Origin of the sequence: Microlunatus kandeliicorticis, from assembly GCF_014137855.1 — a bacterium.
Taxonomy (GTDB): Bacteria; Actinomycetota; Actinomycetes; order Propionibacteriales; family Propionibacteriaceae; genus Microlunatus; species Microlunatus kandeliicorticis.
In genome coordinates this window covers 1-24,958 of the sequence record NZ_JACGWT010000005.1, presented here as the reverse complement: position 1 = coordinate 24,958, position 24,958 = coordinate 1, and the positions used below count along the sequence as shown (strand labels likewise).

20 protein-coding genes are annotated in these 24,958 nt (G+C 74.5%); 12 read left to right on the top strand and 8 right to left on the bottom strand.

Features of this window, described 5'->3' with window-relative positions; translation table 11 throughout:
* Window positions 1–6: 6 nt before the first annotated feature.
* The 3 genes from FHX74_RS14810 to FHX74_RS14800 are packed head-to-tail and all read right to left on the bottom strand — an operon-like array spanning window position 7 to window position 2,542.
* Complete coding sequence (locus tag FHX74_RS14810; RefSeq protein ID WP_182560987.1) at window positions 7–564, bottom strand: GNAT family N-acetyltransferase; 558 nt, start codon at window positions 562–564, stop codon at window positions 7–9.
* Window positions 561–1,208 (bottom strand): response regulator transcription factor, encoded by a 648-nt coding sequence (locus FHX74_RS14805; protein WP_182560986.1) that lies wholly within the window; start codon window positions 1,206–1,208, stop codon window positions 561–563. The genes FHX74_RS14810 and FHX74_RS14805 overlap by 4 nt, the downstream gene beginning before the upstream one ends.
* A gap of 56 nt (window positions 1,209–1,264) precedes the next feature.
* Complete coding sequence (locus tag FHX74_RS14800) at window positions 1,265–2,542, bottom strand: sensor histidine kinase (protein ID WP_182560985.1); 1,278 nt, start codon at window positions 2,540–2,542, stop codon at window positions 1,265–1,267.
* A gap of 237 nt (window positions 2,543–2,779) precedes the next feature.
* On the opposite strand from FHX74_RS14800, the gene FHX74_RS14795 reads away from it, so the two are divergent.
* From FHX74_RS14795 to FHX74_RS14775, 5 genes are all read left to right on the top strand, one after another.
* Window positions 2,780–5,428: a GNAT family N-acetyltransferase gene (locus FHX74_RS14795; RefSeq protein ID WP_182560984.1), complete on the top strand. Its 2,649-nt coding sequence runs from the start codon at window positions 2,780–2,782 to the stop codon at window positions 5,426–5,428.
* A 432-nt stretch (window positions 5,429–5,860) separates the two neighbouring features.
* Complete coding sequence (locus tag FHX74_RS14790) at window positions 5,861–7,294, top strand: C40 family peptidase (protein ID WP_182560983.1); 1,434 nt, start codon at window positions 5,861–5,863, stop codon at window positions 7,292–7,294.
* 70 nt (window positions 7,295–7,364) lie between these two features.
* Window positions 7,365–7,946: a DUF5998 family protein gene (locus FHX74_RS14785; protein ID WP_182560982.1), complete on the top strand. Its 582-nt coding sequence runs from the start codon at window positions 7,365–7,367 to the stop codon at window positions 7,944–7,946.
* Window positions 7,947–8,078: 132 nt separating this feature from the next.
* Complete coding sequence (locus tag FHX74_RS14780; RefSeq protein ID WP_182560981.1) at window positions 8,079–9,227, top strand: alkaline phosphatase family protein; 1,149 nt, start codon at window positions 8,079–8,081, stop codon at window positions 9,225–9,227.
* Window positions 9,228–9,245: 18 nt separating this feature from the next.
* The gene (locus tag FHX74_RS14775; RefSeq protein ID WP_182560980.1) at window positions 9,246–10,055 is read left to right on the top strand and encodes a thymidine kinase; all 810 of its coding nucleotides are present in this window, start codon (window positions 9,246–9,248) and stop codon (window positions 10,053–10,055) included.
* A gap of 335 nt (window positions 10,056–10,390) precedes the next feature.
* On the opposite strand, the gene FHX74_RS14770 is transcribed toward FHX74_RS14775, so the two are convergent.
* Window positions 10,391–11,839, bottom strand: coding sequence for a serine hydrolase domain-containing protein (locus FHX74_RS14770; RefSeq protein WP_182560979.1), 1,449 nt, complete (start codon window positions 11,837–11,839; stop codon window positions 10,391–10,393).
* A gap of 52 nt (window positions 11,840–11,891) precedes the next feature.
* Between FHX74_RS14770 and FHX74_RS14765 the strand changes: the two genes are divergently transcribed.
* Window positions 11,892–12,809, top strand: coding sequence for a sulfurtransferase (locus FHX74_RS14765; protein ID WP_182560978.1), 918 nt, complete (start codon window positions 11,892–11,894; stop codon window positions 12,807–12,809).
* Between the two features lie 274 nt (window positions 12,810–13,083).
* On the opposite strand, the gene FHX74_RS14760 is transcribed toward FHX74_RS14765, so the two are convergent.
* A complete protein-coding gene (locus FHX74_RS14760; RefSeq protein WP_182560977.1) occupies window positions 13,084–13,584 on the bottom strand; it encodes a phosphoribosyltransferase in 501 nt (166 codons plus the stop codon).
* Window positions 13,585–13,706: 122 nt separating this feature from the next.
* Between FHX74_RS14760 and FHX74_RS14755 the strand changes: the two genes are divergently transcribed.
* The 4 genes from FHX74_RS14755 (at window position 13,707) to FHX74_RS14740 (ending at window position 17,497) form a co-directional block, all read left to right on the top strand.
* Window positions 13,707–14,567 (top strand): PHP domain-containing protein, encoded by an 861-nt coding sequence (locus tag FHX74_RS14755; protein ID WP_182560976.1) that lies wholly within the window; start codon window positions 13,707–13,709, stop codon window positions 14,565–14,567.
* 190 nt (window positions 14,568–14,757) lie between these two features.
* Window positions 14,758–15,774: an ABC transporter ATP-binding protein gene (locus tag FHX74_RS14750; protein ID WP_328823843.1), complete on the top strand. Its 1,017-nt coding sequence runs from the start codon at window positions 14,758–14,760 to the stop codon at window positions 15,772–15,774.
* The gene (locus FHX74_RS20415) at window positions 15,771–16,694 is read left to right on the top strand and encodes an ABC transporter permease (RefSeq protein ID WP_220484040.1); all 924 of its coding nucleotides are present in this window, start codon (window positions 15,771–15,773) and stop codon (window positions 16,692–16,694) included. The genes FHX74_RS14750 and FHX74_RS20415 overlap by 4 nt, the downstream gene beginning before the upstream one ends.
* Window positions 16,691–17,497, top strand: a complete 807-nt coding sequence (locus FHX74_RS14740; RefSeq protein ID WP_182560975.1) for an ABC transporter permease — start codon at window positions 16,691–16,693, stop codon at window positions 17,495–17,497. Before FHX74_RS20415 ends, FHX74_RS14740 begins: the two co-directional genes overlap by 4 nt.
* Before the next feature lie 30 nt (window positions 17,498–17,527).
* Here the strand turns inward: FHX74_RS14740 and sepH are convergent, their stop codons facing one another.
* Entirely contained in the window at window positions 17,528–19,177 is a 1,650-nt protein-coding gene (gene sepH / locus FHX74_RS14735; RefSeq protein ID WP_328823842.1) for a septation protein SepH, read from the bottom strand.
* A gap of 97 nt (window positions 19,178–19,274) precedes the next feature.
* Between sepH and FHX74_RS14730 the strand changes: the two genes are divergently transcribed.
* Window positions 19,275–20,684 (top strand): sigma 54-interacting transcriptional regulator, encoded by a 1,410-nt coding sequence (locus FHX74_RS14730; RefSeq protein ID WP_182560973.1) that lies wholly within the window; start codon window positions 19,275–19,277, stop codon window positions 20,682–20,684.
* 10 nt (window positions 20,685–20,694) lie between these two features.
* The gene (locus FHX74_RS14725) at window positions 20,695–22,704 is read left to right on the top strand and encodes a vWA domain-containing protein (protein WP_182560972.1); all 2,010 of its coding nucleotides are present in this window, start codon (window positions 20,695–20,697) and stop codon (window positions 22,702–22,704) included.
* A 28-nt stretch (window positions 22,705–22,732) separates the two neighbouring features.
* Here the strand turns inward: FHX74_RS14725 and FHX74_RS14720 are convergent, their stop codons facing one another.
* A complete protein-coding gene (locus FHX74_RS14720; protein ID WP_182560971.1) occupies window positions 22,733–24,625 on the bottom strand; it encodes a hypothetical protein in 1,893 nt (630 codons plus the stop codon).
* Window positions 24,626–24,769: 144 nt separating this feature from the next.
* Window positions 24,770–24,958: hypothetical protein (locus tag FHX74_RS14715; protein WP_220484039.1), on the bottom strand; the 189-nt coding region annotated here is incomplete at its 5' end.

Sequence of the window (24,958 nt, the reverse complement as noted above, 5' to 3'; positions counted from 1 at the left end):
GGCAACCTACCGGCCGCCCTCCGCGGAGCCGTGCAACGGCTTGCGGAGCACCAGGAAGGCCAGGTCGTCGCGGAGCGCCCGGCCGTTGACCAGCTCGGCATAGGGGAACGGCCGGACCTCGCCGGTCGGTGCGTAGCCGCGCCGGGCGTACCAGTCGATGATGTCGGTGCGCTGGCGGATCACGGTCATCTCGACCGCGTCGGCCCCGGCCCCGGCGGCCAGCGCCTCGGCGTGGGCCAGCAGCCGGCGTCCGATCCGGGCGTTCTGGCGGGTGGGGCTGACCGCGAACATCCCGAAGTAGGCGGGCGCGCCGGCGCTCAGCACCAGCTCGCAGCAGCCGACCAGCTCGCCGTCGGGCGTCCGCGCGGTGAGCACCGACGACCCGGGGGTGCTGATCTTGGCCGCCACCCCGGGCGCGTCGATCCGCTCGTCGTCGAGCAGGTCGGCTTCGGTGGTCCAGCCGGCCCGGCTGGCCTCGCCGCGGTAGGCCGAGCGGACCAGCGCGAGCACCTCCTCGACCTCGTCGGCGGTCGCGGTCCCGAACGCCAGGCGGTCCTCGGTCACCGCGACCTGAGCCAGGTCAGCACGGCCTGCACCCGCCGGTTCTCGCTGCCGTCGTCACGGAGCCCGATCTTGCCGAAGATGTTGCCCGCGTGCTTCTCCACCGCGCCGAGCCCGACCACGAGCCGGTCGGCGATCGCCGCGTTGCTGAGGCCCTCGGCCATCAGCCCGAGCACCTCGCGCTCGCGGGCGGTGAGCGCGGCCAGCGGGTCGGGGCGGCGGCGTTCGATCAGCAGCTGGGCCACCACCTCGGGGTCGAGCACCGTGCCGCCGGCGACCAGCGTCCGCAGCGCGTCGCGGAGCACCTCGATCGAGGTGACCCGGTCCTTGAGCAGGTAGCCGACGCCACCGCGACGATCGGCCAGCAGCAGGTCGGCGTAGCCGGCCTCCACGTAGGCCGACAGCAGCAGCACCGGCAGGTCGGGGCGCTCCGCGCGCGCCTCGACCGCGGCCCGCAGCCCGTCGTCGGTCATCCCGGGCGGCATCCGGATGTCGACCACCGCGACGTCGGGCCGGTGCGCGCGGACGGCCGGTAGCACCGACGGCGCGTCGCCGACGGCCGCGACGACCTCGCAGCCGAGGTCGCCGAGCAGCCGCACCAGCCCCTCCCGCAGCAGCACCGAGTCCTCGGCCACCAGCACCCGCACACCGGGCAGCCTGTCAGCCCCGGCCGCACGGGGCTGCACCCGGGGACCGCCCACGGTCAGCCGAGCGGGAGGGTGGCGGTCAGGTGCGTCGGCCCGCCGACCGGGGAGCTGACCTCGAGCCGGCCGTCGACGCCCTCGAGCCGGTCGGCCAGCCCGGCCAGCCCGTGGCCCTTGCCGACGTCCGCGCCGCCGCGACCGTCGTCGCCGACCGACACGACGGCGAGCGCGCCGACCGCGCGGAGCTCCACCCGGGCCGCCGCCGCACCGCTGTGCTTGGCCACGTTGGCCAGCGCCTCGGCGACGGTGAAGTAGACGGCGTTCTGGGCGGCGGGTGAGAGCCCGGCCAGCCGGTCCTCGTCGGAGACCGCGACCGCGGTCGCGACCGGGCAGCGCGCGGCCAGGGTGATCAGGGCGGCGGGCAGCCCCTGCTCGGCGAGGATCGGCGGGGCGATCCCGCGGGAGAGCGAGCGGATCTCGGCCAGCGCCTCGCGCGAGGTCTGCAGCGCCTCGTCGAGGATCGCCCGGGCCCCGTCGGGATCGGCGGCGAGCCGGCGGTGCGCGGCGCTGATGTCCAGACCGACCCGGATCAGCCGTTGCTGCGGGCCGTCGTGGAGGTCGCGCTCGAGCCGCCGCAGCGTGGCGGTCTCCGCCTGGCCGGCGGCGGCGCGGCTGCTGGTCAGGTCCTCCACCCGGGAGCGGAGCCGGCCGGCCTCGTCGTCGAGCAGCGCCCGGGCCAGCCCGGCGTGCACCAGGACCAGTCCGCGCAGCACGACCGGGGCGGTGAGCAGGAGGACCAGACCGAGGGCGACGTTGACCGCGTCCTCGGCGAGGCGTCCCGGGAAGCCGAGCAGCCAGGCCAGGCCCTGCGGCTCACCCGGCAGGTAGCGGCTCCAGAACGGGTAGCTCAGACCGCCGGGTCCGGCCACGAACCAGGTCAGGCCGAGCGGGAAGGTGACGCACGAGACCACGAAGGCCACCAGCACGTGCAACAGTTCCCGCCAGGACTGCGGGTGGGCCAGCCGACGGAGCCGCCCCCGGACGCCGGGTGCGGGAGCCGGATAGCGGGGCGGCACGATCGCCACTCCCGCGCGGGCGAGCAGCAGCCGGTGGAAGCGGGCGAACCCGCCTCCAGTGACCAGCGCGGCGACCAGGACGACCAGCCCGACGCCGATCACCGCGGTCCCGATGCCCACCGCGAACAGCGTGGTCGCGACCACGAAACCGAGCAGCGCGACCACGAAGGTCGCGGTCAGCAGCCCCAGGTCGCGGCAGCACCGGCGGACCAGCGCGCCGGGGTCCGGGCGGGTCCGGTGGTCGGGTTCGGTGCTGGTCATCGGTACGGGTGTCGGTGCAGGTGTCGGGGCGGGTGTCGGTGTGGGCGTCGGGGCGGTGGTGATCATGTCCACGAGCCTTCCGGGCCGGGGCTCCGCCGGCCACCCGGCAGGCTGCCCGGTCCGGGGTGGGGAAAACCCTACCGACCAGGGACCGCTGAGAGCCGGGTCCGCGACCGCCGTCGAGTCCACCGTCGGCGGCGGCGGTGATCGTAGTGTTGTCCCGTGGGCGTGACGGAGGTGAGCGACCCCCCGGGCTACCCCCGGGAGTGGGAGGCGGACGTCCTGCTGTCGGACGGCGCGCTGGCCCGGCTGCGCCCGATCCGGCCCGACGACGCCGAGCTGCTCGTCCAGTTCTACGACCGGGTCTCGCCGGAGTCGAAGTACCTGCGGTTCTTCGCGCCCTACCCGCGGCTGAGCGAGCGCGACGTCCGGCGGTTCACCCAGCTCGACTACGTCGACCGGGTCGCCTTCATCGTGGTGTCCGGCGGCCGGATGATCGGGGTCGGCCGGTACGAGCGGCTCGAGGACGACCGGGCCGAGGTCGCCTTCCTGGTCGAGGACGCCCACCAGGGCCGCGGGGTGGCCCAGCTGCTGCTCGAGCACCTGGCCGAGGCGGCCCGCGAGCGGGGGATCACCGGGTTCACCGCCGACGTGCTGCCCGAGAACCGGCGGATGGCCCAGGTGTTCGCCGACGCCGGCTACAAGGTGACCCGCGGCATCGAGGACGGCGTGCTCAGCGTCGACTTCCCGATCCTGCCCACCGACACCTCGGTGGGGGTGATGGAGCGCCGTGAGCACCGGGCCGAGGGCGCGTCGATGCAGCGGCTGCTGACCCCGCGCCAGGTGGTGATCGTCGGTCCGGGCCGGCGGGCCCAGGGGCTGGCGAACTCATTGCTCGAGGCGGGTTTCCGCGGCCGGACCACGGCGATCAGCACCGACGACGTCCCGGTCAACGGCGTCACCACGGCGCGCTCGCTGGCCACGGTGGAGCGCGGGATCGATCTGGTCGTCTCCGCGGTCCCGGTGGAGGAGCTGGGCGCCCTGGTGATCGACGCGGCGCACAAGGGTGCGCACGGCATCGTGGTGCTCTCCGGCTCGGCAGTGGGTCCGCAGGACAACCGGACGGTGATCAACCTGGCCCGGGCCTACGGCATCCGCGCGGTCGGCCCGGACGCCCTCGGCCTGATCAACACCGACCCGGAGGTGGCGCTCAACGCCAGCCCCGGGCCGATGCCGCGCAACGGCGCGGTGGGGGTGTTCTGCCAGTCGGCGGCGATCGGGGTGGGGCTGCTGGCCACCGCGGTCCGCCAGCACCTCGGGCTGAGCTCGTTCATCTCCACCGGCGACGTGGCCGACGTGACTGCCAACGACGTGATGCAGTTCTGGGAGGACGACGAGGCGACCACCGTCTGCATGCTCTCGCTGGACCGGATCGGCAACCCGCGCAAGTTCAGCCGGATCGTCCGCCGGCTGGCCCGGCGCAAGCCGGTGCTCGTCTTCTCCCCGGGCCAGGCCCGGCGGACCGGCTACTCCACCGAGCGGGGCGGCAGCAACCAGGCGCCGTCGGCGGCCGTCGACGCGCTGTTCCGGCAGTCCGGCGTGATGGTGGTGCACCGGCGGGAGCTGATGTTCGACATCGCCCAGATCCTGGCCCGGCAGCCGCTGCCCAACGGCCCGCGGGTCCGGGTGATCACCAACTCGAGCTCGCTGTCGCACCAGCTGACCCGTTCGGTCGACCGGAGCGGACTGCTCGCGGCGGGGCCGGTGGTGGTGACCGAGGCGACCGACCCGCTCGAGCGGGTGGCCCAGCTGGCCCGGACGGCGATGCAGGACGACAGCTGCGACTCGGTGCTCTGCGCGCTGGTCGGGGTCTTCGCCGAGGAACCGGACGAGACCCGCTGGGCGCTGTCGCAGCTGGCCGCCGAGTCGACCAAGCCGCTGGTGGCCTGCTTCCTCGACTTCACCGAGCCCGACCGCAGCGAGGAGGGGCCGGACGCGATGGGCACGCTGCCGATCCTGGGCGGTCCGGTGGACGCGGTGGACGCGCTGGCCGCCGCCAGCGCCTACGCGCACTGGCGCGAACGCGACGCGGGCGCGGTGCCGCTGCTCGAGCGGATCGACCCGCAGGCCGGGCAGCGGCTGGTCAACCGGGTGCTCTCTCGGGACCCGGAGGGCCGTCGGTTGACCGACGAGGAGGCCGCCGAGCTGCTCGACGCCTACGGCATCGCCCTGGTGCCGCGCCAGCCGGTCTTCTCGCTCGACGAGGCGGTGGCGGCGGCCGAGCGGTTCGGCTGGAACGTGGTGCTGAAGGCCACGGCGCCAGCCTTCCGGGGGCGGCCTGATCTGGCCAGCGTGTTCCGGCACCTCGACGACCGCGCCGAGCTCGGTCAGGCCTGGAGCAACCTGTGCGTCCTGGTCCGTGAGACCGGTGAGCCGGGCGTCGGACTGGACGAGCTGCTGCACCGGGCCCAGCCGGTCGTGCAGCCGATGGCGCCGGCCGGGGTCGCCCTCACCGTGGGCAGTGTCGAGGACGACGCGTTCGGGCCGATCGTCTCGCTCGGGCTCGAGGGCATCGCGAGCGAGCTGCTCGGGGACGTCGTCTACCGCGTCCCGCCGCTGACCGACGCGGACGCCCGGGCCATGGTCCGCGACCTCCGGGCGGCCGAGACCCTGTTCGGGCGGAACGGGGGACCGCAGGCCGACGTCGAGGCCATCCAGGAGTTGCTGCACCGGCTGGCCGAGCTGGCCGACGACCTGCCGCAGCTCTCCCGGGTCACCCTCTCGCCGTGCATCGCGGCACCGCACGGCGTCGCCGTGCTCGGGGCGGACGTCCGGGTGGCGCCGTCGAGCACCCAGCGCGACCCGATGGCCCGCAGCCTCGGCTGAGGGTCCTTCCGCTTTCCTCGAGCCCGTCGAGACCTCACCCTCGAGCACTCTCAACCATCGACCTCCAGTCGAGGATGAGGGACTTTTTCGCCCGCCGTGAGCGGGAGGGCCGACCGCGGGCTGGCGCTGCCGCTCGCACCGGCCACACGCTGATTTCACGCCTGAATCAGCCTTCACAGCGGCCTCAGGAACCTCTCACGTCACAAATTACACGGCTGTGTTTTGTCAAGCGGACACGCCTGTGACGACAGAGAAATCTGCGCAGAGTGTTTCCACCGGGACGGATTCTGCCTAGCGTGCTGCCTGCGTCGTGATCCGTGACCACGGGGGAGGGTCCCCGGAGGCGACCTGAGTTCCACGTCGGCCGGTGACCCACCGGTCGACAAGGCACCGGCTGCGGCAGCCGCCGGCGGTCAGCGAAAGAGGATCAGGATGTCGAAGCGCGAACCCGGTCAGCCCCCACGGTCGCCTCGAGCGCGGGCGCGCCGGGGTGTCACCCTCAGCCTGACCCTCGGGGTTTCCCTCTCCCTGCTGCTCGGGTCCGGCCCGGCCGCCCTGGCCGATCCGGTGATCCCGAGCAAGTCCGACGTGCAGAAGGCCCAGCAGGCCGCGGCGCAGAAGGCCCAGCAGGTCAACGCGATCGAGGCCCAGCTCGCCGCCGCCCAGGCCCAGCTGCAGACCCTGCAGATCCGCGAGCAGGCCGCCGAGCAGAAGTACATCGGGGCGATGGCCGATCTCGCCGCCGCCAAGGCCGTGCTCCAGGCCCGCCAGGCCGACGAGAAGCGTGCGCTCGCCGCGGTCGCGCTGGCCCGCACCCAGGTGGGCGAGATGGCCCGCAGCGCCGTCCAGGGCAACGCCGGGCTGCTGGCCTGGGCGCCCATCTTCGACGGCGGCAGCCCTCAGCAGGTCCTCGACCAGGCCGGCTCGTTCAACTCCTACTCGACCGTGCTCAAGGGCAAGTTCGACCAGCTCAAGTCGGCCGAGGCGAAGGCGGCGAGCGCGCAGGCGCAGGCCGCCGCCGCCCAGCAGGTCGTCCAGAACGCCGCGAACGCCGCAGCCCAGGCCAAGCAGGCGGCCGAGGCCGCCGCGGCTGCCCAGTCCGCCGCCGTCGCCGGGTACGCCGGGCAGCGCGCCGCGCTGATCCGCCAGCTCGCCGAGGCGCAGCGGGTGTCGGTGGCCATCGCCAAGCAGCGGCAGGACGGTCTCGAGGCGCAGGCCCGGGCCCGTCGGATCGCCGCGGCCAAGGCCCGCGAAGCCGCGATGAAGCGTCGCGAGGAGGCGGCGGCCCGGGCCGCGGCCGCCCGCCAGGCCGCCCAGGAACGCGCCGAGCAGCGCGCGGAGCAGCGGGCCAAGGCCCGCAGCCAGCAGGCCTCCTCCTCGAGCTCGGGATCGTCCAGCTCCGGCTCGTCGGGTTCGTCGGGTTCGTCGTCCAGCAGCTCCGGGTCCTCGGGCTCGTCGGGCTCGTCGAGCTCGGGTGGCGGGTACGGCGGCGGCTACACCAGTGCCGGGGCCCGCAAGGCGATCGCCTACGCCTACGCGCAGCTCGGCAAGCCCTACGTCTTCGGCGCCACCGGGCCGTACAGCTTCGACTGCTCGGGCCTGACCATGCGGGCGTGGGAGTCGGCCGGGGTCGAGATCGGGCACTACACCGGCATCCAGTGGAACAACGTCCAGCACATCTCGATGAGCCAGCTGCGGCCGGGCGACCTGGTGTTCTGGGGCTCCACCTCCAACCCGGCCTCGATCTACCACACCGCGATCTACATCGGCGGCGGCCGGATCATCCAGGCACCGAGCCCGGGCAACTACGTCAAGATCTCCGGCATCTACGACTGGATCACCCCGAACTTCTTCGGTCGGGTCTGACCCGGTCCGCCGTCGCCACGGCCGTCCCGCCCGTCCGGGTGGGGCGGCCGCTGCGTGGCAGGATGAGTCCATGCGGGCATCGACGACCATCCGTACCGAGTTGCGCGCCGACATCGAGTCGTGCGGCTACTTCCCGGACCTGGTCGAGGACGCGGTGCTGCTGGCGGCCGGCGACGAGCCGATCCTCGACTTCGTCGTGCACCACGAGCCGACGTTCGACCACGACGAGATCCACCGGCACCTGACCATCCTGCTGCTCACGCCGACCCGGTTGATCGTCGGTCACACCGACGACCACCCGCCGGAGCCCGGCCAGACCGGCACCTTCGCCGCCTCCTCGACCGAGGCGGTGCCGCTCCGGCTGATCAGCACCGTGGTGGTGACCCGCGTGGTCGAGGCGCCCGAGCAGTTCGACCGGCACACCCCGCGGGTGCCCGAGACCTGGGCGACGATCAGCTGGGGCGGGATGCGCCGGGTCGATCTCGAGCCGGCGACCTGCTCGGACCCGCAGTGCGAGGCCGACCACGGCTACACCGGCACCCTGGTCGGGGACGACCTGACGGTGCGGATGAGCGCCGCCGCCGACGGCGAGGAGCGGGTGGACCGGTTGATCCGGTTCGCCACCAGCCTCCAGCGCGTCGCCGGGGTCTGAGGGCCGGTGTCGCCTCGCCGTGCGTCGTCGGGCCGTACGGCCTCCCGGACGGCGAGCCGTCCCACCGAGCGGTCCGACCGGCTCGACGGGGCGGACGGGCTGAGTCGGCCGCACGACCCGTTCCGTGACCCGGTGCCGGACACCCCGGCACCGGCCGTCGACGACCTCACCCGCCCCGCCTACGGCCGCCGCAGCCTGTCCGACCTGCTGCCGAGCATCGGCGCGCACCTCGGCGTCCCGGGGTGCCCGAGAGACCTCGTCGGGGTGCGCCGGGCCGACGGCTACGTCGTCGTGCTGGTCGACGGCCTCGGCTGGACGCTGCTGCGCCAGTCGCTGGCTGGAGCGCCCTATCTGGCCGGGCTGGCCGAACAGACCGAGCCGTTGACCGCGACCGCTCCCAGCACCACGGCCACCAGCCTGGCCAGCCTGGGCACCGGGCTGCCGCCGGGGCGGCACGGGATCGTCGGCTACTCGACGCGCGTCCCGGACAGCGGTGCGGTGCTCAACGCGCTCACCTGGGACGCCGACGTCGACCCGCGGCGCTACCAACCGCACCCGACCCTCTTCGAGCGGGCGGCCGCCGCCGGGATCCGGACCACCTCGGTCGGGCTCGAGCGGTTCGCGGCCAGCGGGCTGACCGCCGCCGCGCTGCGCGGACCCGGGTTCGTCGGGCTGACCGAGGAGGCTCGGACGGAGCGCCGGGTCGCCGCGGTGGTCGAGGCGGCCACCGGACCGGGACGCGGTCTGGTCTACGTCTACGAGCGTCGGCTCGACCACGCCGGCCACGCCCACGGCTGGCGGTCCGGTGCCTGGCGCGACCGGCTGGCCCGGGTCGACGACCTGTGCCGGCAGCTCCGCGACGCGCTGCCCGCCGAGATCGCGCTGGTGGTCACCGGGGACCACGGGATGGTCGACGTCCCGGTCGGGCACCGGCTGGTCGTCGAGGACGAACCCGAGCTGGGCGCCGGCGTCGACACCCTGGCCGGCGAGGGACGCTTCCGCCAGCTCTACGTGGACCGGGACGACCCGGCCGCGGTGGCGGCGCGCTGGGCCGACCGGCTCGATGAGCGCGCCTGGGTCCGGAGTCGCGACGAGGCGGTCGAGGACGGCTGGTTCGGCCCGGTCGACGCGGAGGTGCGCGAGCGGTACGGCGACGTCCTGGTGGCGATGCGCAGCGACTGGGCGGTGATGACCCGGGCCTACCCGCGCGAGCTCGACCTGGTCGGGATGCACGGCTCGCTGACCCCGGCCGAGATGACGGTCCCGCTGCTCGTCGACTGAAGCTGGCAGGATCGTCCGGTGGCTGACTTCCTGTTCTTCACCGGCCCGATGGACTGCGGCAAGTCCACCCTCGCGCTGCAGATCGACCACACCAACAGCACCGGCGGACGTCAGGGACGGCTCTTCACCTGCCGCGACCGCGCCGGCGAGCCGACCATCTCGTCGCGGCTCGGGCTCCAGCGGCCGGCCATCGAGGTCGCCCCCGACTTCGACTTCTGGCGCTACGTCACCGAGCAGCTGACCGGCGGGCGGCGGATCGACTACCTGGTCTGCGACGAGACGCAGTTCTACACGCCGCGGCAGATCGACCAGCTCGCCCGGATCGTCGACGAGCTGCAGATCGACGTCACCGCGGTGGGCATCCTCACCGACTTCCAGACCCGGATGTTCCCGGGCTCGCAGCGGCTGGTCGAGCTGTGCGACCGGGTGGAGACGCTCCAGGTGCAGGCCCTGTGCTGGTGCGGGGAGCGGGCGACCCACAACGCGCGGACGGTGGACGGCCGGATGGTCACCGAGGGTGACCAGGTGGTGATCGGCGACCTGGCCGGAGAGGATCCGTCGCCCGGACCGGCCGAGCAGGTCGCGGTGCCCGACCTCGACCCGGAGGAGCCGGTGCTCGCTCCCGACGAGACCGACGACGACACCGACGAGGAGGAGCCGGCCCCGGTGCCCGCGCCGACCTGGACCCCGACCGAGGTGGACGTCCGGCCGGTGGTCGCCTACGAGGTGCTCTGCCGCCGGCACCACCGGCGCGGGGTCACCCGCGCGGTCGCCCGGGCCACCCTGTCCGACCCGCTGCCCTTCGCCCAGGGCGCCGAGGTGGGCTGACCCTGCTCCGACGTGGGCTGAGCCGGTCGAAGCCCGGCTGAGACCTGGGGTGAGCCGGTCGAACCCTGTGGGGACGCCGGCTGAGCCCGTCGAAGCCGTTGAGACGCCGGCTGAGCCGGTCGAAGCCGTTGGGACGTGGGCTGAGCGCTTCGAAGCCCGTGGGGACGTCGGCTGAGCCGGTCGAAGCCGTGGGGACGCCGGCTGAGCCTGTCGAAGCCGCGAACGGCCTCGCCCTTCGACGGGCTCAGGGCACGGTGGGTTGGCCCTTCGACAGGCTCAGGGCACCTCTTCCGGGCTCAGGGCCCCTCGTCCGGGCTCAGGGCGCGTGCAGCGGCTCAGGGGCGGACGGAGGCCCGAGGGATGGTCAGCATCCAAGGGTGGGTCGGGCCGAGGGGCGGGAGCCGCCAGCCGACCGTCGAGGTCGCCGTCGGGGTGCCGTCGTCACCGGCGCTGACCTGGCCGCGGACCTCGAGCCGGTGCGGCGTGTTGATCATCGCCAGCGCGGCCTCGAAGGTGTCCGGCCCGGTCCAGCCGGCGCTCGTCCCCACCAGCAACCGGCCCTCGGGCAGGTCGAGCTCGGTCCGGCACCAGCCGCCCGGGGTCAGCCCGAGCTCGTAGCGTCGTTCCCCGTCGCCGTCGGGGTGACCGAGCACCAGCCGGTCCTCGCTCACTTCGAGCACCGAGATCGGTGCCGGCTGCTCGGGGCTGGGCGGGGTCGGCGTCCACACCGGGGCGGGCACCGGCGCCGGATGTCCACCGATCACCGGCAGCGCCAGCGCGTCGAGCACGATCGGGTCGGGCGCGCCCGTCCCCGGGGCAGCGGGGTCGGCGGTGGCGTCGAGGGCGGGCAGCAGGTGCGCCCACACCAGGTCGAGCAGCGCCTGCATCTGGTCGGTGTCCGAGGTCATCGCCACCACGGCGTCCTGCTCGGGCAGCACCAGGCAGAACTGGCCGTAGGCACCGTCGCCGCGGAAGCCGTGCTGGGACCGCCAGAACTGGTAGCCGTAGCCCTGCTGCCAGTCGGTGGTCGGCTCACCCGGGTTCGGGGTGTGCGCGGTGCTGGCCTCGGCCGCCCAGCCCTCGGGGAGGACCTGCCGGTCGCCCAGCCGCCCGCCGTCCAGATAGAGCTGGCCGAACGCGGCGACCGCCTCGGTCGGCAGGTGCAGCCCGGAGAAGCCGATCTCGCGCCCGGCGGCGTCGGTCTGCCAGTAGGGCGTCGCGATGCCCAGCGGCTCGAACAGCCGCGGCGTCAGATAGCGGCTTAGCGGCTCGCCGACCAGCGACTGGACGATCACCGCGACCAGGTAGGTGGCGCCGTTGTTGTAGCAGAACACCGAACCCGGCTCCTGCTCCGGCGGCAGCGCGAAGAAGGCGACCGGCAGGTCGAGCGGCGGGTCGTGCCGCTGCGCCTCGACCCGGAGCCGGTCCAGCGTGTCGACGGTGTGCCCGGTGGCCATCCGCAGGGCGTCGCGGACGGTGATGCGGGCCGACCGGTCGTCGGTGATCACCTCCGCGGCGCCCGGGATGTAGCTGTGCGCCGGGCGGTCGAGGTCGAGCAGCCCCTCGGCCACCGCGAACCCGGCCGCCGTCGAGGTGAAGCTCTTGCTCAGCGAGTAGAGCAGGTGGACGTCGTCGCGGCGGTAGGGCTCCCACCAGCCGCGGGCCAGCTCGCGGCCGTGCTGGCGGACGATCAGCGAGTGCAGCTCGAGGGCGTCGTCGGCGGCCACACCGTCGAGGAACGCCTGCAGCGAGGAGGAGAAGTCCGGTCCGGACGTCGTCGGCATGCCGGTCACGCTACCCAACCCCGCACGGACGAGGATGGGTGGGATGAACGCCATGATCACGCCCGTGGACGGCGTCCTGGTGACCGCCGACGCCCTCGCGGTCGCCCTGGCCGGGACCGACGCGAGCGACCCGGCCCGCCCGGTGCTGCTGGACGTCCGCTGGACGCTCGGCGGGCCGTCCGGGCGCCCCGAGCACGAGGCCGGGCACGTGCCCGGCGCCCGGTTCGTCGACCTCGAGACCGAGCTCTCCGCCCCGCACCCGGCCGAGGCGACCCGGGCCCGGCCCGGGGGACGGCACCCGCTGCCCGCACCGGCCGACTTCCAGGCGGCGATGCGTCGCGCCGGGGTGAGTGGCGGACGCCCGGTGGTGGTCTACGACGGGTCGAACGCGCTGGCCGCGGCCCGGCTGTGGTGGCTGCTGACCGACGCCGGGCACTCGGACGTCACGGTGCTCGACGGCGGCTGGGCCGCCTGGCGCGACGGCGGTCACCCGGTGGAGACCGGCCCGGCCGGGCCGGCCGGGCCGGTGGTCGAGGGCGACTTCGTCGCACGGCCCGGGCACCGCCGGTTCTGGGACGCCGACCGGCTGGCCGCCGCGATCGCCGCGGGCACGGCGCCGGCGGTGGCCGACGTCCGCGGCTGGGAGCGCTACACCGGCGAGAGCGAGCCGGTCGACCCGGTCGCCGGCCACCTGCCGGGTGCGGTCAGCGCACCGTCGATGGACAACGTCGGCCCCGACGGCCGGTTCCGCCCGGCCGCGGAGATCGCCGCTCGCTACGCCGACCTCGACGCCGCGGCCGGGCCGGACGGGCCGGTCTTCTACTGCGGGTCGGGGATCACCGCCGCGCACACGCTGCTGGCTCGCGAGGCCGCCGGGCTGACCGCCGGCGCGATCTACCCGGGATCCTGGAGCGACTGGATCAGCGACCCCGACCGGCCGCGCGCGACCGGCGACGGTCCGCGAGTCTGAGCCGGTCGACCTGCGAGCGGGCTTCGACAGGCTCAGCCCGCGGTGCGTGCCGAGGGCTTCGACAGGCTCAGCCCGGGGTGCGATGGGCTTCGACGGGCTCAGCCCGCGGTGCGTGCCGGGGCTTCGACGGGCTCAGCCCGCGGTGCGTGCCGGGGCTTCGACGGGCTCAGCCCGCGGTGCGGTGTCGGGGGCTTCGACAGGCTCAGCCCGCGGTGCGGTGTCGGGGGCTTCGACAGGCTCAGCCCGCGGTGCGGTGTCGGGGGCTTCGACAGGCTCAGCCCGCGGTCGGCACCACCGGCGGCAGGGTGGACCACGGGAAGTTGATCCACCGGTCGGTACGCCGCCAGACGTAGTCGCAGCGGACCAGCGACCGGGGCTTCTCGTACAGCACCGCCGAGCGGACCTGCCCGACCTTGCTGGCCACGAACTCGATCACCGAGGCCAGGGTCTGGCCGGTGTCGGCGACGTCGTCGGCGATCAGCACCCGGGCGTCCGCGAGGTCGACGAAGTCGGGCACCGGCGGCAGGATCCGCGGCATCTCGAGCCGCTGGTCGATCCCGGTGTAGAACTCCACGTTCATCACGAAGGTGTTCTTGAGGTCGAGGGCGTAGCCGAGCGCGCCGCCGATCAGCAGACCGCCGCGCGCGATCGACAACACGATCTCCGGGTGCCACCCGTCGTCGGCCACCGCATGGGCCAGATCCCGGGTCGCCTGGCCGAAGAGGTCCCAGGTCAGCACCTCGCGGTCGCCGTCGGTCACCGCTTCGCTCGCCATGGCGGCAGGCTAGTGGAGGAGGGCCGAGGCCGCTTCCTGGTGTCCGGTCACCAGTGCGTCTCGTCGACGGGCTCGGGGATCCGTCGGCGGCTCGGGAGTCCGGGTGCTGGCAGGCTGGGGTGATGGACCTGCCGGCGGACACCCACGTGCACAGCGAGTACTCCTGGGACGTCTCGCCGGGCGGGCCCGGGCCGCACTCGCCCGCGCACGGGACGCTGCGCGGGCACTGCGCGCGCGCCGAACGGATCGGGCTGAGCACGGTGATCTTCACCGAGCACTGCGACCTCACCGGCTGGGGGATCGACGCCGAGGACGCCTCGCCCGCGCACCGGGTGCTGATCGGTGCGGACGGCATCCTGGTGCCGCCACTCCCGCGGCTGGACGCCTTCCGCGCCGAGGTCGAGCGCTGCCGTCGTGACCACCCGGGGCTGCGGATCCTCACCGGAGTGGAGTTCGGCCAGCCGCACCTCGACCTCGACCGCGCCCTGGCCGTGCTGGACCTGGCCGGTCTCGACCGGGTCAACGGTTCGCTGCACACCCTCACCGTCGACGGCGTCCGGTACGAGCCGATCACGCTGTACCGCCGCTGGCCCGCCGACCGGGTGATCACCGACTACCTGGCCGAGGCGGTGGTGATGGCCGGCAGTGACGCGGCGTTCCCGGTCTTCACCCACCTCGACTACGCGGTCCGCAGCTGGCCGACCGAGCGGCTCGGGCCGTTCGACCCCTACACCTTCGAGGAGCCGTTCCGGGCGGCGATGCGGGCGATCGCGGCCAGCGGCCGGGCGCTCGAGCTCAACGTCGGCGTGATCCGGCCGTGGATCGCGCAGTGGTGGGCACAGGAGGGTGGCCGGGCGGTCAGCTTCGGCAGCGACGCCCACACCCCGGACCGGCTGGCCGCGAACTTCCCCGACGCGGTCGCGATGGCCGAGCAGAACGGCTTCCGGCGCGGCCGCCGGCCGGAGGACTTCTGGACCCGGTGACCGCGCGCCGGGCCGTCCGGGAAAACCGTTGGGCGCGCCCGCTGACGGCCGGTAGAGTCCCGCGCAGCCCCACGCGAGCCGGCAGGTGATGTTCGCGCGTCTCAGGTGCCGCCCGACCGGGTGACCCTGTGGCCCAGCAGCGAATGGTGAGCAACCGCGCGGTTGCCCGGAGCAGAAGGCGTTGGAACCTGTGTCCACGAAGGGTGTCCCGACCGGCGGGTCGGACGGCGGTGGCGTGATCGTCGCCCAGCAGTTGATCAAGGACTACCGACGGAGCCGGCAGCGGCCCGGCCTGCTCGGCGCGCTCCGCGGGCTGGTCTCGCGCGACGTCGAGGAGCACCGGGCCCTCGACCGGCTCGACCTGCGGGTCGAGCCGGGAGAGTTCGTCGGGCTGCTCGGACGCAACGGTGCGGGGAAGACCACCACGATCAAGCTCTGCTGCGGGCTGTTGCGCCCGTCGGCGGGCGAGGTCCGGGTGCTCGGGCACCAGCCGTGGCGCCGCGAGTTCGCCTTCCTGCGCCGGATCGCCGTGGTGCTGGGCAACAAGGCGATGCTGTGGTGGGACGTCTCGCCGATGGACAGCTACCTGGTGCACCGGGCGATGTACGACCTCGACCACGACGACTTCGCCCGCCGGGTGGCCGGCCTGGCCGAGCTGCTCGACGTGACCACGGTGCTCGACGTCCCGGTCCGGCAGCTGTCGCTCGGCCAGCGGATGAAGTGCGAGCTGCTCGCCGCGCTGCTGCACCGCCCGGAGGTGCTGTTCCTCGACGAGCCGACCATCGGCCTCGACGTGGTCTCGACGGCGGCCGTCCGCGAGTTCCTCGCCGAGGTCAACCGCCGCGACCGGACGACGATCGTGCTGACCAGTCACGACATGGACGACGTCGAGCAGCTCTGCGACCGGGTGCTGCTGGTCGACGACGGCCGGCTCGGCTACGACGGCACGGTGGCCGACCTGGTCGCCCGGACCAGCCCGGACAAGGAGCTCCGGCTGACGTTCCGGCACCCGCCGCAGCTCCCGGCGGTCTGGCCGCGCGGCACCCGGATGGTCGGCCGGGAAGGGACGAGCGTCGAGCTGCGGGCCGAGCGTGACGCGGTGCCGGCGCTGCTGGGTGCCGCGGCCGGGTGGGGCGAGCTGGTCGACCTCGACGTCGGCGACGCCGACCTCGACCAGGTCATGCGCGACGTGCTGGCGGGCCGGTGAGCGCGCCGGTGGTCGCCGGTCGTGATCACGGTGGCGGTGATCACGGCCGTCATGATCATGATCAGCATGATCACGGGCATGATGATCCTGGTCGTGGCGGTCACGGTCGGCGCCGGCGGCTCCCACGCCAGCTGCGGGCGTTCGGCCGGCTGCTGGCCCTCAACATCTCGATGACCTTCGTCTACCGCGGCGACTTCCTGATGCTCCAGCTGGCCACCGTGCTGGTGCCGGTGATCTCGCTGCTGGTCTGGCGGGCGGCGGTGGCCGCCGGCGCCGACCTGCCGGTGGACCAAAGCTACCTCGACAGCTACTTCCTCGCGGTCAGCGTGGTCTCGATGGCCACCGCGTCTTGGACGGCGCCGTTCCTGTCCACCAGCATCCGCAACGGCGAGCTCAGCCGGTCGCTGTTGCGACCGGCGTCGCCGCACCTCGACGGCTACGCCAACAACCTCGGCGAGAAGGTGGTCAAGCTCGCCCTGCTGGTCCCGATCATCGTGGTGGTGGTGCTCGTGCTGCCCGAGACGCCGCGGGTGGTCGGCGACCCGCGGCACTGGGCGCTGGCGGTGGTCGCCGTGGTGGTGGCCGCGGTGATCGCGCACTGCTTCGAGATCGCCTGCGCCTCGCTGGCCTTCTGGTTCTCCGACGTCAACGGCTTCCTGGTCGCCCTCGAGCTGATCAAGGGGGTGCTGTCCGGCGCGGTGGTGCCGCTGGTGCTGATGCCGCCGGCCCTGGCCACCGCGCTGTCCTGGCAGCCGTTCCGGTTCTTCGTGTCCTTCCCGATCGAGGTGGCCACCGGGCAGGTGGCCGGCGGGGTCGCGTTCGGTTTCGCCCAGCAGCTCGGCTGGTTGCTGGTAGTCGGCGGGCTCAGCGTGCTGCTCTGGCGCACCGGGCTCCGGCGCTACGCGGCGTCCGGCGCATGAGCGCGACGCGGCGGGGCACCCTGGCCCGGCACCTCCGCACCTGGCGCGCGGTGCTGGTGCAGGCCGTCCGACGGGACGCGCAGTTCCGGGCGCAGGCCTGGACCACGGGGCTGGTCGCGCTGGCCCGGATCGTGGTCGGGGTGATCCCGGTGCTGGTGCTGGGGGCCCGCACCCCGGAGATCGGCGGCTGGACCGCGCGGCAGCTGATCGCGGTGGCCGGGTGCTACCAGCTGGTGCAGAGCCTGCTCGAGGTCTTCGTCGCGCCGAACCTGCTCCGGCTCAGCGGCTACGTCCGCACCGGCGAGCTCGACGGGGTGCTGATCCGACCGGTCGACCCGCAGTGGTTCTGCACCTTCCGCTGGGTCCAGCCGGCGGCGCTGACCGGCACCCTGGCCGGGGTCGCACTGGTGGTCGTCGGGCTGGGGGACAGCCACCCGACGCCGGGCGGGGTCGCGCAGGCGGTGCTCGCCCTGCTCTGCGGGACCGTGCTGCTCGCGGCGGTCTGGACAAACGCGGCCTATCTGGCCTTCTGGTTCAGCTCGGCCGACTTCGTCCACGACCTGGTCCTCGAGGCCTTCACGGCCGGACGATATCCGGTCAGCCTGTTCCCGACCGCGGTGCGGACGCTGATGATCTTCGTCGTCCCGGTCGGGGTGGCCAGCACCTACCCGGTGCAGGCGCTGACCCGCGGCCCGTCGGCCGGACAGGTGGTGATCATGGTCGGGCTGGGGGTGGTCGCGGTACTGGTCACCCGGCTGCACTGGCGGCTGGCCGTGCGGCGCTACGCCAGCGCGTCGAGCTGAGGACGCCGGGACGACGGCCCCAAACCGGCCTCAGTCGCGCTTGGGTCCGCCGAACATGATCTCGTCCCAGCTCGGCACCTCGGCCCGCTTCTTCTTGCGGGCCGGCTTGGCCGGGGCCGGGGCGGGCACGTCGACCAACGCGTCCTGCTCGAGCCCGTCCGCGGACCGGACGGTGCCGGTGCGCCGCTCCGGTCCCGGCTCGGACGCCGAGTCAGGAACGGCATCAGGAGCGGCACCGGTCGCCCGGTCCTTCGGCGGGTCCTGGAGCTCGGGCGGGATGGTCGCCGGCGCCTGCGGGCTGTCGGGGACCGCGTCCTCGAGGGTCGCGTCGTCGTCGTCCGGGTTCCCGCCGGGAGCCGGCGGCAGCTCGGGGCCGGGCCGCGCCTCGTCCTCCCCGGGGTGCGAGGGCTCGGCCTCCACCCCGGGGACCGCCTCGCCCTCCTCCTGGCTGGTGTCGTCCGACGGGTGGTTCTCGACCGGATCGGAGTCGACCAGGGTCGGCTCGGTGCGGGTCCGCACCCGGTGCGGGTCCAGCCCGGCGCCGGTGACGTCGTCGATCAGCTGCTCGCCGCTCTCGGGCTCCGGCTCGACCGGGTAGTTGATCGTCACGCCCGGCTCCCAGCCGAGGTCACCCTCGGTCTCCTCGGCCGCCAGGCCGGGGTAGACCCGGCCGGAGTCCTCGCTGTAGCCGACGCCGCCGAGCATGTCGTAGAGCAGGTCGAGCTCGGAGGCCTCGTCGAGCTGCTCGACCGGAACCCCGTCCTCGGTGTCGGGGGCGGTGTCGGTGTCGGGCGCGGTGTCGGCGGGTGCCGGGCTCGGAGCGCCCTGATCGCCGGCGTCCGGGCTGTCGGTAACCGGTCTGCCGGTGGCCGCGGGGTCCTCGGCGACGACCTCGACCCGGGTGACGGCGACCTCGGTCACCTCGACCACCGGGGCGTCCTGCTGGTCCGCTCCCGCGTCACCCGTGCCGCCGGCGGCGGCCGCGTCGACGGGCCGCTCCTGGATGGCGCGGACCAGCGCGAGCTCGTCGCTCAGCTCGAGCGTCGGCTCGGCGTCCGGGTCCTCCGAGCCGGGACGGCGCGGCTGGCGGCCCGGCTGCGGACCGTGCAGCGGGCTCTGCTCGCCGAGCACCCAGCGGGCCTCGTCGTTGCCGGCCACCGAGAACCGGCCGCGCGGGTCGAAGTGGAACAGCGCCTCCCGGGTGGCCTCACCCGAGGCGTAGCGGGCGGTGACCGCCCAGCGGCCGTCCTCGAGCCGGAAGGAGTCCCAGAGCACGGTCTCGGGGTCGATCGAGCGGGTGCCGAGGCGTTCGGCCACCACCGCCCGCAGCTCGCGGTGTCCCGACCCCTCGCCGCGGCGCCGGGCGGAGCTCCGCTGGGCCTGGGCCGCGACGTGCTCGCGCTCGGCCAGCACCGGGCCGGCGAACGGCTCGATCCGCTCGACCGGGACCCCGGCGGCGCGGGCGACGTCCTCGACCGACTCGCCCGAGCGGATCCGGGTCTGGATCTCGCGCGGTCTCAGTGCACTCTCCATCTCGATGTCCAGCTGCCCCTGTCTCGAATGGCCCGGTCCTGCTGGGCGTGACGTCCTGCTCGGCTCACCGTCGATGGGCCGCTCCCGGCTGCGTCGGGGACGTTCGGGATCGCGGATACCCGGCGTCGCAGCACCCGGTCCGCTCACCGGGACCAACCTACCGGTTCCCGCCCCGACCGCCCCGGAACGGGACGCTCCCACCGCGCCGTCGACCACCTTGCCGTCCGGTCGTAGTGTCGAACAGGTGAGCGAACAGACAGCGACGGCGCCGACGATCAGCACGGTCGGTGAGCTGCGGGCCTCGGGGTGGACGAGCCGGGGCGTCAAGGAGGAGATCCGGGCCAACCTGGTCGACCGGCTGCAGAGCCGCGAGGCCGCGTTCCCCGGCATGGTGGGCTTCGAGGACTCGGTGCTGCCCGAGCTCGAGGCGGCGCTGCTGGCCGGGCACGACCTGGTGCTGCTCGGCGAGCGCGGTCAGGGCAAGACCCGGCTGATGCGGACGGTGGCCCGGCTGCTCGACGAGTGGCAGCCCGAGGTGGCCGGCTGCGAGATCCACGACGACCCGTACGCGCCGGTGTGCCTGCGGTGCCGGGGGCTGGCCGCCGAGCTCGGCGAGGACCTCCCGGTGTCCTGGCGGCACCGCGACGACCGCTACACCGAGAAGCTCGCCACCCCCGACACCAGCGTCGGCGACCTGGTCGGCGACGTCGACCCGGTCAAGGTGGCGCAGGGCCGCACCCTCGGCGACCCCGAGACCGTCCACTACGGGCTGGTGCCGCGGACCAACCGCGGGCTGTTCGGGCTCAACGAGCTCCCCGACCTGGCCGAGCGGATCCAGGTCGCGCTGTTCAACGTCCTCGAGGAGCGCGACATCCAGGTCCGCGGCTACTCGCTGCGGCTGCCGCTCGACCTGCTGCTGATCGCCACCGCCAACCCGGAGGACTACACCAACCGGGGCCGGATCATCACCCCGCTCAAGGACCGGTTCGGCGCGGAGATCCGCACCCACTACCTCGACGACGTCCACGACGAGGTCGCACTGCTGGCCCAGGAGGCGGAGCTGGTCGCCGAGGTCGGCGACCACCTGCTCGAGGTGCTGGCCCGGTTCACCCGCGGCCTGCGGGACAGCTCGGCGGTCGACCAGCGCTCGGGCGTGTCGGCCCGGTTCGCCATCGCCGCAGCCGAGGGCGTCGCCGGGTCGGCGCTGCGCCGGGCCGCCCGGACCGGGGAGTTCCTCTCCGCCCCGGTGGCCCGGGTCTGCGACCTGCCCCAGGTGATCCCGACCCTGCTCGGCAAGATCGAGTTCGAGATGGGCGAGGAGGGACGCGAGCGCGCGGTGCTCGACCACCTGCTGCGGGTGGCCGAGGCCGAGGTGTTCCGCGACCGGCTCGGCGGGCTCGACCTGTCCGGGTTCACCGCGGTGTTCGGCGACGGCGCGGTGGTGGAGACCGGCGACCTGGTCACCGCCTCCGACCTGCTCCGCCAGCTCGGAACGGTGCCCGGTCTGTCCAAGGTGCTCGACCGGCTCGGCTACGGCGACGACGCCGGCCCCGGCCAGGTCGCCGCGGCCGCCGAGTTCGTCCTCGAGGGCCTCTACCTCACCCGACGGATCGACAAGGACACCGTCGGCGGCCGGACCGTCTACGGCGCCTGAGGCGGAACCGATGGCCTACGAACACCGTGACCGCGGTTACCGCTACGGCCCGTGGTCCGGTGGTCCGGACCCGCTGGCCGCGCCGCTGGACGTCCGCGACGCGATGGACCAGCTCGGTCGCGACATGCTCGCTTCGGGCAACCTCGGCGAGGCGCTCCGCGATCTGCTGCGCAACGGCGCCGACGGCCGCCAGGGCCTCGACCAGCTGGCCGAGCGGATCCGGCGGATGCGGCAGCAGGCCCGGCGCCGCGGCAACCTCGGCTCGACCCTCGACCAGGTGCGGGCGGCGCTCGACCAGGCGCTGGCCGCCGAGCGGGAGACGCTGGCCGGCGAGGAGGGCCCGGACGCCCGGCTGGCCGAGATGGAGCTGGCCACCCTGCCCGACGACGTCGCCGGCGCGGTCCGCGGGCTCGACTCCTACCCGTGGCACTCGCCCGAGGCGAAGCAGATCTACGACTCGATCCAGCAGATGCTCCAGCGCGAGGTGCTGGACGCCCAGTTCAAGGGCCTGAAGCAGGCGCTGGAGAACCCCGGCTCGGCCGAGAACCAGGCCGCGATGCAGCGGGTCAAGGACATGATGTCCGACCTCAACGCGCTGCTCGCCGCGCACGCGCGGCAGGAGGACACCACCGACCAGTTCCGCGAGTTCATGGACAAGCACGGGGAGTTCTTCCCCGACGACCCCCAGGACGTCGACGAGCTGATCGACAGCCTGGCCCGGCAGCAGGCCGCCGCCCAGCGGATGATGAACAGCCTGAGCCCCGATCAGCGCGAACAGCTCGGCCAGCTGATGAGCCAGGCGCTGAGCGACGTCGACCTGGCCTCCGAGATGGCCCAGCTGGCCGACAACCTGCGGGCGCTGCGGCCCGGGCTCGACCGGCAGTCGCCGACCGGGATGGGCAGCCAGCCCGGCCAGGGCGAGCCGATGGGCTACTCCGACGCGGTCAACGCGGTCGCCGACCTCGCCGACCTCGAGGCGCTGGAGGACCAGCTGTCGCAGAGCGGGGTCGGCTCGACCCTCGACGACGTCGACGTCGAGGCGCTCGAACGCCACCTGGGCTCCGGCGCGGTCCGTGACTTCACCGCGCTGCGCGACCTCGAGCGCGAGCTCGAGCGGCAGGGCTACCTGCGTCGTGACGAGGACGGCATGCGGCTGACCCCGAAGGCCGTCCGGCGGCTGGGGGAGTCGGCGCTGCGCCGGGTGTTCTCCCAGCTCGAGGCGCGCGGACACGGCGACCACGACGACCGGCGCACCGGGTCGGCCGACGAGGCGACCGGGCTGACCCGGCCGTGGACGTTCGGCGACGAGCTGCCGATCGACGTCCCGCGGACCGTCCACAACGCCCTGCAGCGGCGGTCCTCGGCCGGGCTGGCGCCCGGGTCGGCCGGCGGCACGGTGACCCTCGAGGTCGACGACTTCGAGGTGACCGAGACCGAACGCCGCACCTCGGCGGCGGTCGCGCTGTGCGTGGACCTGTCGAACTCGATGTTCTTCGACGGTCGCTGGGGCCCGATGAAGCAGACCGCGCTCGCGCTGTCGCACCTGGTGGCCACCCGGTTCCGACAGGACGAGCTGCAGATCATCGGGTTCGGTCGGGCCGCCCACCGGCTCAGCGCCGTCGAGCTGGCCGAGGTCGAGCCGAGCTGGGTGCAGGGCACCAACCTGCAGCACGCGCTGATGCTGGCCGCCCGGCACCTGCGGCGGCACCCGGACGCCGAGCCGGTGGTGCTGGTGGTCACCGACGGCGAACCGACCGCGCACCTGCTCGACGACGGCACGCCGTTCTTCCACTGGCCGGTGACCGCCGAGACCGTCCGGGCCACCGTCGGCCAGGTCGACGAGCTGGCCCGCTACGGCGCCACGATCAACACCTTCATGCTCGGCGAGGACCCCGGGCTGGCCCGGTTCGTCGACGCGATGGCGCGCCGGGTCGGCGGCCGGGTGTTCACCCCCGACATCGGCCGGCTCGGCGAGTACGTGGTCGCGGACTACCTGCGGGCACGGCGCGGGCGACGCTGACCGCCGGCGCGCGAGGTCGTCGGACGGATCACCGCTCGGCCGGCGGCGGGTCGACCACCCACGGCCCGCAGCCGGACAGCGGTCGGGCCCGGCGCTCGGCGACCAGGGCGGCGACCCGGCGCACCGCGGTCGGGCGGAGCGCCGCGACCGCCGCGGCGGAGGCCACGTCGCGCCGGACGTAGTCCTGGCCGGGGACGATCGCCCGGTAGTCCCGGCGGAGACGCGGGTCGGACCGCAGCCCGGCGTCCCACGGCCGGTGCAGGTGCAGGAAGGTCGGCCGCACCACGCCGAACACCTGCTCGGCCACCGCGGCGGTGTCGCCGCGGCCCCGGTCGCGGGCGATCACCCGGTCGGTCAAGCCGGCCAGGTCGACCACCCGCAGCCGGCTGACCAGCAGCACCCCGCCGATGTCCGGCACCACCAGCGTCCCGGTGCGGACGCCCAGCCGGTCGGCGTACAGGTCGAACAACCGGCCGTACCGGTCGGCCACGAAGCAGCCCGAGATCGTCGGCGTCCGGGCGAAGGCGTCGAGGCGGCGCGCGTCGTCGGCCACGGCCGCGCCGGCCAGCAGCGCGGCGACCACGGCGAGGACGACCGCGGTCGCCGGCCCGCGGCGTCCGGGCCACCGAGCCCCGCGCGGCGCCGGCGACTCCCGGCCGGACACCGGCGACGCGACCGCGACCCCGGCACCGACGGCCAGCACGCCGAGCAGCGCCGAGCCGAGCACCGTCGCCGGAGTGGCGAACCGGTACTCGGGCATCCAGTCGGGACGCAGCACCGCGAACCCGGCACCGCCCAGCGCCGCGCAGACCAGCAGCGGTGCCGCCGCCGTCGCCGTCGCGGCTGACTGTGTCACCGGACGGGCGGCCCGGGTCCGCGCAACCAGCAGCACCGCCGTGGAGAGCGCGGCGAGCAGCACCAGCGGCAGCCCGGCCGCCGACACCAGGCCGGCGGCCCGGGCCGGCACGCCGAGGTCGAGCCCGCCCTGGCTCTTGGCCACCGCGGTGTTCGGCACCCACAGCCCGAAGGTCGCGTGCCGGGCCAGCAGCAGCGCCCCGGCCGGCAGCGCGAAGGCCGCGACGCCGAACGCTCCGGGCGGGAGAGCGCGACGCAGCGCGGACCGGAGCCGGCCCCGGCCGCGGGGTGCCGCGCCGACCGCGACGACCAGCAGGGTGAGCGGGTGGGCGGCGGCGAAGACCAGCCCGTCGGGACGCGTGGCGGCCAGGCCGAGCGCGAGCAGCCCGGCGAGCGTCGCGGTGCGGAGCGCGAACAGCCGCCCGCGGGCCCGCGCGGTGCCGAGCAGCGCGGCGAGCGCCGCCGCCAGCAGGCCGTAGAGCGGGTTCTCCAGTCCGCTGCCGGTCCAGATCACGTAGGCAGGGGAGAGCGCCAGGGCGAGCCCGGCCACCAGGGTGGCGGTCGCCGTCCGCCGGGGCCCGCCCAGCACCGACCGGGCGGTGGCCCGGATGGCGAGCAGGGTGAGCACGAAGGCGACCACCGCCAGCGCGCGCACCACCAGCACCGTGTCCTCGACGCCGGCCAGCCGGTGGCCGCGGTCGAACACGCCGAGCAGCCGCAGCCCGGCCAGCAGCAGCGTCCAGGTCGGGTTGGAGAACCCCTCGACCGCCGCGGCCCCCGGCTGCTGGGCGAAGCCGCCGCCCTCGCTGAGCGTCCGGGCGTAGCCGAACGAGATCAGCGCGTCGTCGACCAGCCAGTGGCCGAGCCGGGCCAGTCGGCTCAGGTAGACGAGCACCGGCAGCGCCAGCGCGAGGACCCCGAGCACGACCCCGGCCGGGTTCCGGCGCGCCGAGCGCGGGGTGGCCCCGGGCCGCGTCGGAGCGACGGCCGCGGTGTCGTTGACCGCGGGGCCCTCGGCCCCGGTTCGCCGAGGTGCGGTGCGCTCGGTTGCGGCGGCCAGGCTCACGCGGCTCCTCGGGGTCGGGGCCCGCCGGACGGGCGCGAAGGCGCCGACGCTCGCCGGCGGACCGAACGCTAGGGACGGGTCGTGAACACCCGCAGAACAGCGGTTGTCGTGTCGGGGACGGGTGAGCCGGCGCTCGGGCGACGCTCAGGACGGCTCGGGCTCGGGAGCGACGGCCGGCTCGTCGGCCGACGGCCGGCCGGCCGCCGGCACGCTCAGCGAACCGGCGACCAGCACCACCCCGGCCAGGGCGAGCGCGACGAAGGCACCGAACGCGTGCCACACGTCGACGGTGCGCCCGACCACCGCGCCGCCGACCGCGATCCCGGCGGCCAA

Excerpts from the sequence above, each read along its gene's own strand:
- FHX74_RS14770 (WP_182560979.1), bottom strand. The coding sequence starts at position 11,839 with ATGCCGACGACGTCCGGACCGGACTTCTCCTCCTCGCTGCAGGCGTTC.
- FHX74_RS14785 (WP_182560982.1), top strand. The coding sequence starts at position 7,365 with ATGCGGGCATCGACGACCATCCGTACCGAGTTGCGCGCCGACATCGAG.
- FHX74_RS14755 (WP_182560976.1), top strand. The coding sequence starts at position 13,707 with ATGGACCTGCCGGCGGACACCCACGTGCACAGCGAGTACTCCTGGGAC.
- FHX74_RS14725 (WP_182560972.1), top strand. The coding sequence starts at position 20,695 with ATGGCCTACGAACACCGTGACCGCGGTTACCGCTACGGCCCGTGGTCC.
- FHX74_RS14800 (WP_182560985.1), bottom strand. The coding sequence starts at position 2,542 with ATGACCAGCACCGAACCCGACCACCGGACCCGCCCGGACCCCGGCGCG.
- FHX74_RS14740 (WP_182560975.1), top strand. The coding sequence starts at position 16,691 with ATGAGCGCGACGCGGCGGGGCACCCTGGCCCGGCACCTCCGCACCTGG.
- FHX74_RS14765 (WP_182560978.1), top strand. The coding sequence starts at position 11,892 with ATGATCACGCCCGTGGACGGCGTCCTGGTGACCGCCGACGCCCTCGCG.
- FHX74_RS14760 (WP_182560977.1), bottom strand. The coding sequence starts at position 13,584 with ATGGCGAGCGAAGCGGTGACCGACGGCGACCGCGAGGTGCTGACCTGG.
- FHX74_RS14790 (WP_182560983.1), top strand. The coding sequence starts at position 5,861 with ATGTCGAAGCGCGAACCCGGTCAGCCCCCACGGTCGCCTCGAGCGCGG.